13 protein-coding genes are annotated in these 12,559 nt (G+C 61.3%); 6 read left to right on the top strand and 7 right to left on the bottom strand.

What is annotated here, in order from left to right; all coding sequences use genetic code 11:
- Nucleotides 1-50 precede the first annotated feature (50 nt).
- Nucleotides 51-824 (bottom strand): VOC family protein, encoded by a 774-nt coding sequence (locus CPI83_RS23575; RefSeq protein ID WP_019747156.1) that lies wholly within the window; start codon nt 822-824, stop codon nt 51-53.
- A 261-nt stretch (nt 825-1,085) separates the two neighbouring features.
- Entirely contained in the window at nt 1,086-2,030 is a 945-nt protein-coding gene (locus CPI83_RS23570; protein ID WP_060938328.1) for an alpha/beta hydrolase, read from the bottom strand.
- A gap of 219 nt (nt 2,031-2,249) precedes the next feature.
- Between CPI83_RS23570 and CPI83_RS31065 the strand changes: the two genes are divergently transcribed.
- Nucleotides 2,250-2,387, top strand: a complete 138-nt coding sequence (locus CPI83_RS31065) for a hypothetical protein (RefSeq protein ID WP_003945592.1) — start codon at nt 2,250-2,252, stop codon at nt 2,385-2,387.
- On the opposite strand, the gene CPI83_RS23565 is transcribed toward CPI83_RS31065, so the two are convergent.
- Nucleotides 2,369-3,130 (bottom strand): SDR family oxidoreductase, encoded by a 762-nt coding sequence (locus CPI83_RS23565; RefSeq protein ID WP_060938327.1) that lies wholly within the window; start codon nt 3,128-3,130, stop codon nt 2,369-2,371. The two genes, CPI83_RS31065 and CPI83_RS23565, sit on opposite strands and share 19 nt — an antisense overlap.
- Before the next feature lie 205 nt (nt 3,131-3,335).
- Between CPI83_RS23565 and CPI83_RS30770 the strand changes: the two genes are divergently transcribed.
- Nucleotides 3,336-3,494 (top strand): hypothetical protein, encoded by a 159-nt coding sequence (locus tag CPI83_RS30770; RefSeq protein ID WP_019747160.1) that lies wholly within the window; start codon nt 3,336-3,338, stop codon nt 3,492-3,494.
- A 113-nt stretch (nt 3,495-3,607) separates the two neighbouring features.
- On the opposite strand, the gene CPI83_RS23560 is transcribed toward CPI83_RS30770, so the two are convergent.
- Nucleotides 3,608-4,453: a glycosyltransferase family 92 protein gene (locus tag CPI83_RS23560; RefSeq protein ID WP_097387785.1), complete on the bottom strand. Its 846-nt coding sequence runs from the start codon at nt 4,451-4,453 to the stop codon at nt 3,608-3,610.
- Between the two features lie 107 nt (nt 4,454-4,560).
- Here CPI83_RS23560 and CPI83_RS23555 point away from each other — a divergent pair, with 107 nt between their 5' ends.
- The 3 genes from CPI83_RS23555 to CPI83_RS23545 all read left to right on the top strand — a co-directional run bounded on the left by CPI83_RS23555 (nt 4,561) and on the right by CPI83_RS23545 (nt 8,369).
- Complete coding sequence (locus CPI83_RS23555; protein WP_047889146.1) at nt 4,561-5,796, top strand: cytochrome P450; 1,236 nt, start codon at nt 4,561-4,563, stop codon at nt 5,794-5,796.
- The gene (locus CPI83_RS23550) at nt 5,793-6,356 is read left to right on the top strand and encodes a TetR/AcrR family transcriptional regulator (protein ID WP_019747163.1); all 564 of its coding nucleotides are present in this window, start codon (nt 5,793-5,795) and stop codon (nt 6,354-6,356) included. Before CPI83_RS23555 ends, CPI83_RS23550 begins: the two co-directional genes overlap by 4 nt.
- 99 nt (nt 6,357-6,455) lie before the next feature.
- The gene (locus tag CPI83_RS23545; protein ID WP_097387784.1) at nt 6,456-8,369 is read left to right on the top strand and encodes an alkyl sulfatase dimerization domain-containing protein; all 1,914 of its coding nucleotides are present in this window, start codon (nt 6,456-6,458) and stop codon (nt 8,367-8,369) included.
- Nucleotides 8,370-8,405: 36 nt separating this feature from the next.
- Here the strand turns inward: CPI83_RS23545 and CPI83_RS23540 are convergent, their stop codons facing one another.
- From CPI83_RS23540 to CPI83_RS23530, 3 genes are read right to left on the bottom strand one after another with little or no spacing between them, the layout of a single operon-like run.
- A complete protein-coding gene (locus tag CPI83_RS23540; RefSeq protein ID WP_019747165.1) occupies nt 8,406-9,026 on the bottom strand; it encodes an L-threonylcarbamoyladenylate synthase in 621 nt (206 codons plus the stop codon).
- A 26-nt stretch (nt 9,027-9,052) separates the two neighbouring features.
- The gene (locus CPI83_RS23535) at nt 9,053-9,478 is read right to left on the bottom strand and encodes a MerR family transcriptional regulator (protein WP_020906449.1); all 426 of its coding nucleotides are present in this window, start codon (nt 9,476-9,478) and stop codon (nt 9,053-9,055) included.
- 35 nt (nt 9,479-9,513) lie between these two features.
- A complete protein-coding gene (locus tag CPI83_RS23530; protein WP_198586315.1) occupies nt 9,514-11,013 on the bottom strand; it encodes a SulP family inorganic anion transporter in 1,500 nt (499 codons plus the stop codon).
- Nucleotides 11,014-11,310: 297 nt separating this feature from the next.
- Between CPI83_RS23530 and CPI83_RS23525 the strand changes: the two genes are divergently transcribed.
- On the top strand, nt 11,311-12,525 hold the full coding sequence (locus CPI83_RS23525; RefSeq protein WP_097387782.1) for an Ig-like domain-containing protein: 1,215 nt from the start codon (nt 11,311-11,313) through the stop codon (nt 12,523-12,525).
- The last annotated feature ends 34 nt before the right edge of the window (nt 12,526-12,559 follow it).

Below are 12,559 nucleotides of genomic sequence, written 5' to 3'. Positions count from 1 at the left end.
GATGATCAGCGCGCAGAGACCGCGGGCCGGTGCGGCCTCTGCGCGGAGATTCACTCCATGATCGTGGAGATCTGGAACTTGGCACCGAGTGGATCGGCCACCGACGCGAGACGGCCGAAGGGCGTGTCCTCGGGATCGCGCAAGACGCTGCCGCCGAATTCGACGACCTTGGCGACGGCCGCATCGGTGTCGTCCGCCCCGAAGTACACCTGCCAGAACGACGGCACCTCTGCCGGGAGGAACGAGCTGGCATCCATCAAACCGGCGACGACGGTGTCGCCCTGCTTGGCTTGTGAATACCGGAACTCGTCGCTGTCGCCGATGGACTCGTAAGTCCAGCCGAACACGTCGGTGTAGAACGGCAGGACCGCGGCGTAGTTCTTGGACAAAGTCTCGTGCCACACCGGGGCTCCGGCCTCGCCGACCAGACCGAAGCCGTGGTGCTGATCTGCCTGCCAGATACCGACGACTGCACCGGCAGGATCGCCCACGATCGCCATGCTGCCCTGGGGACCGACCTGCATCGACGGCATCATGATCATTCCGCCCGCGGCTTCGGCCTTGGACGCCGACGTTGCCGCATCAGTCGAGGAGATGTAGGTGGTCCAGACGTTGCCGTACGGGTTTCCCTCCTGCTGAGGTCCGAGCCCGGCGATGGGCTGCCCGTCTTTGCTGAAGATCGCGTAGCCGCCGTACTGCGGGTCGTCGTTTGTGTCAGTCTGCCAACCGAACACGTTGGTGTAGAAGGATTTGGCGACCTCGGTATCGGAGCTGGTGAGGTCGATCCAACAGGGTGTTCCGTCGAGCGCTGTGCGTGCGGGCATCTGAAACTCTCCTTTACCGAAACGGATACACAAGTACGGGTCGCGCAAATGCTTGGCCGAGGAAAGCGCGAATCTCACGCTACGCGCGTACCCCGACACATTCCCAGGGCTCGAGAGCTTTGGAGTATTTGACCGTTCGCGCTTACCGGTGGGCCGGACCTGCCGACGTAGTCGATCGCCGAATCGTCCTTGATACGCCGAAGTTGATGGGGCACTTGCTCGATCGGCGAGGCCGTTCCGCGGGTGTAGTGCCGGTACGTGTCAGCTCGTGATCAGCCCCGTGCGGTCGAGCCATGCGAGCGCGTGACGTGAAAACTCGTCCGGAATCTCCAACTGAGGGGTGTGACCCGTGTCGCCGAGAATGATGGTGGTCCAGTGTGGATGTGCGGCGGCGGCTGCCCGGGCGGCCTCGACCGGGACAAGCCGATCGCGATCGCCATGTATCAGGAGCGTCGGAGTCGTGATCTCTCGCAGTGTCTTTCGATAGGCGGCCGGACGGGCGAGGGTCATCAGCAGTGACCGTGCTGCCTGCAGGAACTCGGCATCCTGAGTGGGTTCGCCGCGACGAATCGCAGTCAAGGCAGCGCCCGCGTCGAGGACCGCGGGGTCTGCTCGCGTCGGATCGGCAAAACATAATCTGGTCATCTGAGCGGCCAACTGCCGGTCGGACATCTTCCGGCGTCCGAAGCCGAGAACCTGCTCACCGACGTACGGCATCGAGTAGAGCGCGAATTGGGCGGCGACGGTCAGATCGGGAAGTTGGACGGGCAGTGGGAGCGCCGGATCCACCAGCACCAGGCCGGCAACTGATTCGGGATTGGCATGGGTCGAGATTGCCGAGACCATTCCCCCCATCGAATTGCCGAACAGGACGGCAGGTTCACCTACTACTGTCTCGAGAAAGCGATTCAGGAGTGCTGCGTTGGCGTCGACGCCGGTGTGCCGTCCACGGGCAGAGGTGAGTCCGAATCCGGCGAGGTCCAGTGCGTACACACGCGTGCGCGCCGCCAGCGTCGGTGCCACCCGCACCCAGTTCAGGTGCGAGCCGCCCAGTCCGTGAACGAGCACGATGGGCGGCGCTCCGCTGGGACCGCCGAAGTCGATCCAGTGAACATCACCGCCGAGATCGGTGATGTTGCTTGTCCCGCCCCACGGGTGTGTGAGGGTGCTTCCGTCGGCGAGTTCGGCCGAAACAGCGGATTCCATACCTGACAGGATGCACCGAGGCGCGGTTCCAGTCACGCGATCGTCCCGGTTCGGTATCCGAAACTGTGTCCTCGATCACGGATTATCGGGAAGCTCGGGAAACGGGCAAAACGGAATTTGATTGGTGTCAAGCACTTTTCGCGGTTGTGATCGCTTTCCGACGGCCGTGGCGCGCGTCCGGCGGAGATCGGTTCGGGCATACTGAAAACCATGTGGTGGATGGTCGGGCTCATTGTTCTGGCCGCGCTGGTTTTGGCATCCGTTCTGGTCGGTTTCGTTTTCCGCCGCCCGATCGCCGAAGCCAAGTCGGCGGTGCTTGCCTTCGACGACGCCAGCTCTCAGCCCCAGCGCGACTGACCACCGTCGAGCGGAATTGTTGCTCCAGTCAGATACGCGGCATCCGGGCCGACCAGGAAAGCCACCGCGGTGCCGATGTCCGTTTCGCAGTCCCCGATCCTCCGTAGCGGAATCCCGGCAACAAAAGCGGCAGCCTCTTCCGGGCGTGCATCTGCCCAACGCTGTAGCCCGGGCGAGGATGCGTGAGGAGCAACCGCGTTGACTCGGATCCCGTCTACGCCCCATTCGCACGCTGCTGCGCGACTGAGGGCTCGGACGGATTCCTTCACGGCCGCGTATCCGCCGTAGCCGGCGGCGTCCCAACGGACGGCCACGGAACTGACCATGTTGATGATCGCCCCGCCGCCGCGTTCCTTCATGAACGGGTAGCAGGCTTGCATTGTTCGCAGCGTCGCGACGGGACCGGAAGTCAACCCGTCGGCAAGGCGCTCCGGAGTGAGGTCGAGGACGTTGCCGAGCGGGTTGAGGCTGGCGTTGTTGATCAGGATGTCGACGCCGCCGAACAGTTCCACGGTTCGCGCCACGGCAGCGGTGATGGAACCCGCGTCGGCGATATCCACGAGCACCGGTTCGGCATGGCCTCCGCGTTCGGTGATCTCGTTACATGTGACGACGAGTTTCGACTCAGTGCGGCCCGCCACCGCGACGGAAGCACCTTCCTTGGCAAGCGCAAACGCAACACCCTGGCCGACGCCTTGCCCTGCGCCAGTGATCAGGGCCACTTTTCCATCCAACTTGCCCACTGCTGTTCTCCTGCTCGTCATTCAACGGTTCCCGAAGCGTTGTCCGAATCGCGCATTGTTACTCGTGGGTTCCCGCTGGATGAGATGTGAGTTACGTCCCACTCAACGGCACCGCTTCAAATTTCGGCTGTCTTACGTATATTGTGAGCGCCGTTACATACCGGGCGCGCGGACCGCGTACACATTCCATGATGAGGAGCTAGACATGGCATTCACCACTGGCAGCAGCAAGACGGACCTGGCACAGCTCGGCGACTTCCAGAAGATCATTGCAGGCCTGGGCGGCGTTCTCGTCGGCATCGGCGCAGTTGCTGGTCTTCTCGGCGCAATCGGTGGCGCAGGAAGCTCGCAGCCGAAGGCTTGATTGCTTCGCTGAACCGGATTTACGGCCCCCGGCCCGCATTCTGAAGGCATTGCCTTCGTGGATGCGGGCCGGAGGTTTATCTGTACCTGAATACCTGTGTCTTGCAGGCACATTCAATTCTGTGATACGTCAATTGCCGCCGGAACATCCACACCTTCTTCGTGGACTTGGGGTCCGAAGTTCGGCAGCGGAGTGAAGTCGAGTGCCGCCTCCGAACCGCGGTAATGGCGGAAGTAGAAGAGGGATCGGTCGGGCCGCACCAGGCTGTCCGGTTCGCTTGTCTTCCATCCCCAGTGGACGTCCGCTCGCAGAATCTTCGACAGCCTCACGATGTTCTTGCAGCCGTGGCTCTGTAGCCCAAGGCATTTCAATTCCTCGACGTCTCGCAGTTGCCCGTCGCGCGTCCACCTGGATTCGTAGACCAGGGCGTCGAGAACAACACGGTGTGAATCCGCCTGAGTAACTCCGGCAAGTAGAACCTCCCAGTCCAATCCTGGTGCGTGTTCGAGGTATTCGTCGGCGTCGACGAATGCTGCCCACGCGACGGTGTCGCGGTACCGGCTCACGTAATCGACGTAGGCCTCTACCTGTCCGTGCACGATCCGACCGTCCGCGTCGCGCGGTTGCCAGTCGACGATCGTCACCGGAAGGTCGTGCAGTTCTTTGCGGAATGCGACCTGAACTTCACTGTCCGACATCGATCGGGTGAAGGCGCCGTAAGAGTTGCCTCTCTTGTCCTCGCTGCGGCCGTGCCAACGGTTGAGGCTGAATGCGCTTGTCTTGCGGGTGGACCCGACGGAACCGGTGTTGTCGTAGAGAACAACCTCCCAGCCCTGCTCGATGTGGTGCAGGCACCAGTCTCTGATGAAGGGGAGATGTTCGCGGGGGAGCAGGACCGCAACCACGGCGCGGCGTCCGGTGTCAGAGCTGTTCGGGTGGTTCTTCGGATCCGTGATCACCCGACACACGATAGTGCTCTGCGTGGAAGCGGGTTACTCGATATTGATCGCAGAAATTTCAGTCGTCAAACGTTGACACATCTATCAATTTGTCTCATAGTCGAGTCATGACAACATCTGTGTCACATTCGCCACGGTTTGTTCCTTCCACCGGGGAGTCCTGGCGTTCGCCCTGGGCCATGTACGACGCATTGCGAGAGAACGACCCGGTGCACAACGTGGTGCCGGAAGCCTCGCCGCAGGACGACTACTGGGTGCTCACCCGTCACGAAGACGTCTACAACGCCGCTCGTGATTACGAGACGTACTCGTCGGCAAAGGGATTGACCACCGTCTATGGTGAGCTCGAGCAGATCGGGATGCAGGACAATCCGCCGTTCGTGATGCAGGACCCGCCCGTGCAGTCGGAGTTCCGGCGCATGGTGTCGAAGGGATTCACTCCGCGTCAGGTATCGGCGGTCGAGCCGATGGTCCGCGAATTCGTCGTCGAGCGTATCGAAGCGTTGAAAGCGCGTGGCAGTGGCGATATCGTCGTCGAGCTCTTCAAACCGTTGCCGTCGATGGTTGTCGCACACTATCTGGGTGTGCCGGAATCGGACCGTGACCAGTTCGACGGCTGGACCGAGGCCATTGTCGCTGCCAATTCGGCAGGTGGCGTGGCCGCGGCAGCGACGACGGCGCAGGCCGCCACCGGTGAGTTGATGATGTACTTCGCTTCGCTGATCGAACGCCGCAAGGTCGAACCGGGTGACGACACGATTTCGCACCTACTCGCCGCTGGACTCGGTGAAGACGGCGACATGTCCGGCCTGCTGTCGATTCTGGGCTTCGCCTTCACCATGGTGGCCGGTGGAAACGACACCACGACAGGAATGCTGGGTGGTTCGGTGGCGATGCTGACCGAACGCCTCGACCAGCGTCAGATCCTGCTGGACGATCCCGCATTGATCACCGACGCGGTCGACGAGTTGCTTCGACTCACCTCACCGGTCCAAGGACTGGCACGCACCACGACGCGAGATGTGACCTTGGGTGGCAAAGTGATTCCGGCAGGACGTAAGGTTCTGCTGATGTACGGTGCGGCCAATCGTGATCCCGAAAAGTACGGACCCGACGCGGCGGAGTTGGACGTCTTGCGTCGACCGCAGAAGATTCTCACCTTCAGTCATGGCGCCCACCACTGTCTGGGGGCGTCGGCAGCTCGGATGCAGGCTCGAGTTGCGTTGGAAGAGTTACTCTCCCGGATTCCAGATTTCCATATCGACATCGAAGCGATGCAATACGCGCCGGGCAACTACGTGCGCCGTCCACTCACAGCGCCCATGTCGGTGGCCCGGCCGTGAGCAACGACTGGCTCGGTGAGGGGCGCGCCTTGGCGGCAGCCGAGAAGATCCTCGACAGTGCGGCGCAACTGTTCGTCGAGAAAGGTGTCAACGCCGTCGGTATGGCGGAGATAGCCTCTGCTGCAGGATGTTCCCGGGCCACCCTGTATCGGTACTTCGAGAATCGGCAGGCCCTTCACATTGCATTCGTTCACCGCGAAGCGCGCAGACTGGGAACTGCGATCGCGGAATCGGTAGCGACCATCGATGATCCGAGCGAGCGTCTAGAAACGGCGATGCTCACCGCAGTGTCCGCGGTGCGCAGCACTCCGACGTTGGCTGCATGGTTCACTCCGGGTGATGCGAGTCTTGCAGGTGAACTTGCCAATTCATCCGACGTCATCAACGGACTGGGCGTCGCGATGCTCGGTGAAATCGGAGCAGGCACAGCGTCACGAGCCCGCTGGATCGTGCGAGTGATCCTCTCGCTGCTCATGGTGCCGGGTGCGGACGAGAACGACGAGCGGACGTTGGTGCGTGAGTTCGTTGCTGCGCTGTTGAACGCTGGACGAACCACGTGATCATCCCTTCCGGGTGATGTGCGAGGACTGCGTGGGGATCGAGGATGAACCGGTATCCAGACACAGGACACCGCGAGTTCCCGAGGAGCGTAAGAGAAGATGACTACACCATCCGAACTCGACCCCAAGCCAGCTACCGAAGCGACTCGCCTTGCGAATGCCCAGGTCCTCCGTGATCTTCCGTTCGATGACACATTCGACTTCGAACTGATTTCTCGAGGTCTGGTAGCGCCGCTCATCGACGGAGGGTTGGTCAAGGGTGACAAAGGACAGTTCATCTTCTCCTACGACGCCTACGGGTTCGCCGACGGCGAAGCGCCGGACACCGTCAACCCGAGTCTCTGGCGCCAAGCCACTTTGATGGGAAAGGGCGGCGGGCTCTTCAAGCTTGCCGATCGCCTCTACCAGGTGATCGGCCAGGACTTGTCGAACACGACGATCATCGAGGGCGATACCGGGTTGATCATCGGTGACACTCTGATGTCCGCGGAAACAGCCGCTCTTGCGCTGGAGTTGTACTACCAGCACCGCCCCAAGGTCCCGGTCAAGGCGATCATCTTCACACACTCCCACGGCGATCACTTCGGCGGAGTCAAAGGATTTGTCACCGACGAAGAGATCGAGTCCGGTGCCGTAAAAGTCTATGCACCAGACAGTTTCACGGAGGAGGCGATCTCCGAGAACGTGCTCGCCGGAACGGCGATGACGCGTCGCGGAATGTACATGTACGGATCATTCCTGCGTCCAGGCCCGCAGGGGCAGGTTTCCGGTGGTCTCGGACTGTCCACGTCGCACGGCACGTCGACGTTCGCGGTGCCGACCGACGTCATCACCGAACCGGTACACGAAGAAGTCATCGACGGCGTGCGAGTGACGTTCATGCTCGCGCCGGGCACCGAAGCGCCGTCCGAAATGTTGTTCTATCTACCCGATTTCAAGGCGCTCGGGTCAGCGGAGGACGTCACGCACACAATGCACAACCTGTACACGTTGCGCGGCGCCAAAACTCGCGACGCCAAGGCCTGGTCGCACTACGTTCGTCTGGCGATGGAACTTTTCCCCGACGTCGAAATCATTTTCGCGCAGCATCATTGGCCCACGTGGGGCAACGACAAGATCTTGAAGCTGATGTCGGATCAGGCAGACCTGTACAAGTATCTGCACGATCAGACGTTGCGTCTTGCCAACAAGGGACTGACACCGGTAGAGATTGCCGACCAGATCGAGGTACCCGACGCCATCGGAAAGCAGTGGTACAACCGCGGGTACTACGGCTCGCTCAGTCACAACGTCAAAGCGATCTACACCTTCTATCTCGGTTGGTTCGACGGCGTTCCCGCTCACCTCAATCCTCATCCGCCGGTGGAGAACGGCAAGCGCTACGTCGAAGCCGTCGGCGGACCGGACGCGCTTCTGACCAAGGGCAAGCAGGCGTTCGACGACGGCGACTACCGCTGGGCGGCCGAGCTGGTGAACCATCTGGTGTTCGCCGATCCGAGTAACCAGAAAGCGCGAGAGTTGTTGGCGGACACGTACGAACAACTCGGCTACCAAGCCGAGAACGGTACGTGGCGCAACTTCTACCTGGTCGGAGCGATGGAATTGCGGCATCCGCTGGCACCGATGCCGTCCAACAACCCCACCGGCCCGGCCGTTGTCGCCGTGATGCCTCTCGAGCAGATGCTGGACTTCTGGGCAGTTCGCCTCGACGGTCCCAAAGCTGCCGACGTCGACCTGTCGTTGCGATTCGTGTTGTCGGACACTGCGGACAACGTCATGGTCACAGTGCGCAACGGCGTGCTGAATTACGACACGGACAAGGCAGATGCTTCGGCCGCCCTGACTCTGACCTTGACCCGTGCCGTGTTCAACGAGGTGTATCTGGGAACGACCTCGCTCACCGAATCCATCAAGGCCGGAACGGCAAAAGCTGTGGGAGATCAGTCTGAACTGGAGACGTTCATCTCGCTGCTGGAGGACTTCGATCTGTGGTTCGACATCGTGACGCCGTGACACGTTGCCATCCGTGATGTGGCACGGGCGGGGGGATCATTCGAAACGGGAAGGATCTCCCGCGCCGACGCGCACGATCTCGGGGGCACCGGACGAATAGTCGACCACCGTGGTGGGCTCGGTGCCGCAGTCACCCGAGTCGATGACGGCGTCGAGTTGGTGGTCGAGTTCTTCCTTGATCTGCCAGCCGTCCGTCATCGGCTCCTCGGCGCCGGGCAGGAGAAGGGTGCTGGAGAGGATCGGTTCACCCAACTCTTGCAAGAGCGCCCGCACTACCGGGTGGCTGGGGATACGCACTCCGACGGTCTTCTTCTTGGCGTGTGCCAGTCGACGCGGAACTTCCTTCGTGGCGGGAAGGATGAACGTGTACTGCCCAGGCGTAGCCGCTTTGACCGCCCGGAACGCCGAGTTGGTGACGTGGACGAAGTGCCCGAGCTGCGCGAAGTCGGCACAGACCAGCGTGAAGTGGTGATCCGACCGCAGGTGACGGATCTCGCGGATCCGATCGGTGCCCGAGTGATTGTCCATTCGGGCACCCAGGGCGTAGCAGGAGTCGGTGGGGTAGGCGATGACCGCGTCGTTGCGCAGCATTTCGACGATCTGGCTGATCGCGCGCGGCTGCGGGTTTTCCGGGTGAACGTCGAAATATCGGGCCATCAACCCAGCTTAGTTCAGCTTGAAGATCACGAATGCCGTTCACCGTTCAGACTGTGGTCGGCGAGCAATCCCGTCAGCTCTTCGGCGTAGGCGAGTTGCTTACGTAAGTGTGTGCAGCTTTCTTCCGCCCGGGTGTGGCAATCGGTGACGAATTCGGTTGCAGCGGTTCGCGTTGACGCGTCGGAAGCTTCGTCGCCGAGCACTGCCAGGGAATTGAGGAGTTGTTTCATTTCTTCGAGACTGAATCCGAGCGGCTTCATTCGTCGGATTACCAGTAGCCGTTGGACGTCCGCCTCGGTGTACAAGCGGAATCCTCCGGCGGTCCGCTCCGATGGAGTGACCAGACCGACCTCGTCGTAATGACGGATCGTCTTGATCGACAGTTCGGTGCGTTCGGCAACCTGCCCGATCTGCATGTTCTGTCCCTGGACCGCATGTTCCGGCTCAGACATCACTCCTACTTTCGTCGCGCTGGGCTTCCATACTCTCAGTGACCGTCACCCAGGCGTCCGGACAGGCGCAGATGGCGCTCGGCCGATGCGTCGTCGAGCCCCACGATCTCGACATTCTTGCCTCTGGCCGCGTACTTGGTGGTGATCGCGTCCAGTGTCGCCACGGTCGACGCGTCCCAGACATGAGACTCGGACAGATCGATGACAATGTTCGTCGGGTCGTCGACATAGTCGAACTGGTAGATCAGATCGTTGCTGGATGCGAAGAACAGCTCGCCTCGAACCGCATAGACACGGGTGTCCTCGTCCGGATGCGCGACGTCGATTACTTCGGTGAGATGCGCGACGCGGCGGGCGAAGATGACCATCGCGGTGATCACTCCGACGATCACGCCGTAGGCAAGATTGTGGGTCGCGACGGTGACCGCCACGGTGACCAGCATGACCACTGTCTCGCCGATCGGCATGCGGCGCAGGGTCTTCGGATTGACGCTGTGCCAGTCGAAAGTGCCGACCGAGACCATGATCATGACGGCTACCAATGCGGCCATGGGAATCAACGCCACGACATCGCCGAGGCCGACCACGAGTATCAGCAAGAACACGCCCGCCAGGAAGGTCGAGATTCGAGTGCGAGCGCCGGAGACCTTGACGTTGATCATGGTCTGGCCGATCATCGCGCAACCTCCCATGCCTCCGAAGAAGCCGGTGACGATGTTCGCGACGCCTTGGCCCCACCCTTCTCGGGTCTTGTTCGAGTGAGTATCCGTGACGTCGTCGACGAGCTTGGCCGTCATCAACGATTCGAGGAGGCCGACGAGCGCCATGGCCAATGCATACGGAGCAATGATCGACAGTGTGTGCATGTCCAGAGGGACGTCGGGGAACAGTAGCGTCGGCAGGCTCGACGGAAGCTCGCCCTCGTCGCCGACATTGGGGACGTTGAACGCGAAAACGACTGTGGCGGTGGTCAGTAGCACGATCGCCACCAGTGGAGCCGGGACCGCGCTGGTCAGTTTCGGCAGGAATACGAGTATCAGGAGGGCGACGGCCAGAAGTGGGTAGACCAGCCACGGAACATCGATCAGGTGGGGGAGTTGGGCAATGAAGATCAAGATGGCCAGTGCATTGACGAATCCCACCATGACGCTGCGCGGGATGAAGCGCATCAGCTTGGCGACGCCGAGGAGGCTCAACACGAGCTGGAGCAAGCCGGCCAGAAGGACTGTCGCAATCAGGTAGTCGATTCCGTACTCGCGCGTCAGTGGAGCGACGACCAGTGCGACGGCGCCGGTAGCTGCGGAGATCATTGCGGGTCGTCCGCCGACGACGGCGATGGTCACTGCCATCGTGAACGACGCGAACAGTCCTACCCGCGGATCGACGCCGGCGATGATCGAGAACGAGATCGCCTCGGGAATCAGTGCCAACGCCACGACCAGTCCGGCCAAAACTTCCGTTTTGAGACGGCGAGGTGACCGGAGCGCGGCCCGTACCGAATTGTCGTTGGTGGATGAAGCGATGGTTACTGCCATGAGATTCCGTCCTGACGAGGTTCTCATACTCTACCCTCCCGTAAGGGTAGAGTATGAACAGAGTTCTCACTACGGCGCGGATTTCTGTCGAATTATGTTTCCCCGCAGTCAATCTCGAATCGCGAGATTGATCGAGAGGGGCAAGGCTCGCGGTGACGGTCAGATGTGACGACCAGTAACCCTTGCCAAGTATTTACCTACTGTGTGGTTTTTGTTTATTGAAAACGGGTCAACTCGGGCGCTGGCTCCGTTACAGTTCGGCGGCAAACGTCAATCAGGTTGTTCCGAGAGGACATCATGTCAAAACGCCTACTGAATGCTGCGCTCCTTACCGGCCTCCTTGCCGGTGGAACCGCTGTGGCCGTGATTCCGGCGACCGCGGCGCCCGTTGCAGTAACCACGTCGACAACGTTTCAGGTCACGTGCCGCGCAGTTCCGAGTGCGTTTTCCGGTCCTTCGTCAGACGGAAAGCCTGCTACGGTGCGAGTTTCGGCTCCTTCGGTCGTGGCGCCAGGTCAAGTCTTCGACATCGACGTGGATCCGGGTAGCGTCCAGATCCCGAACGATGTGAGCGGCGCCAGTGTCAAGAAGATCTCGCGTCTGAAGATCGATCTGCCGATTCCGACCAACGCGGAGTTCGTCTCGGCGACGGTCACCGATCCGGGCAATGTTGTTGCCGGGAAACCTGCTTCGGTGATTCGTGTCAACGAAGACGGCACTCCCGCAGCGGACGGTCCGATACTCCGGTTGTCCGGCGCAAACGAAGCGATCGGCAACAGTCCGTCATCGTCGTCGGGTGCGCACGGCGGGCTTGCGATCAACGCTCAGTCCGGAGCCGAGACCAACATCGTCTTTCCGAAGATCAGAATCACCGTAAAGGCCGGGCCGTCCGGCGCAGTCGAAACCAATGTCCGGACTTCGGGTGCTGCAGGTACTTTCGGCGGGCCGGAGTCGTTTTTGACCTTCCTCCCTCAGGTAAGTCACTGGCTCGCGGGAACCATCTGGGCGCCCACATCCTGTTCTCCTCGCGACGGTGAGACGGGTCCCCTCAACGCCGGTGCCGGCGCATTGGCATCCACGAAAATCGACGGAGACCTCGGACCTGTTGATCCCGAGCCTGGAGCAGACATCGTGACGACGCTCGAAGGACCGACGACGGCCGCTACCGGTACCAAGGTGTCTTTTGCTTCTCACGTCGATCCGGAAAACGCAACGGGAACAGTACAGTTCATGGTCGACGGCAAGCCCGTCGGTGACCCGCGGCCGGTGGTTCGCGGTATTGCCCGCCTGGATCTGACCTTCGGTAAGGCGGGTACCAAGTCCGTGACCGCAGTCTTCACAGCTACCGGCGACGAGGCGAAGTACACGTCGGCGGCACACATGCTCACGGTGACCGGTGATTCAACAGGCCCGGTCGATCCCGACCCGACCGATCCGGGCACTCCGGGTGGTCTCGGCAGCCTCGAGTCCGTTCTGCCGCAGCTGCCCACAGGTTCGCTCGGTGGCAAGTGATCACGGTCCTACTTCACCGAACACTCGATGACCG

The organism is Rhodococcus sp. H-CA8f (assembly GCF_002501585.1).
In the GTDB taxonomy this organism is placed as follows: Bacteria; Actinomycetota; Actinomycetes; order Mycobacteriales; family Mycobacteriaceae; genus Rhodococcus_F; species Rhodococcus_F erythropolis.
The sequence above is the reverse complement of the archived record's forward strand: the minus strand, read 5'-3'. Positions and strand labels throughout refer to the sequence as shown.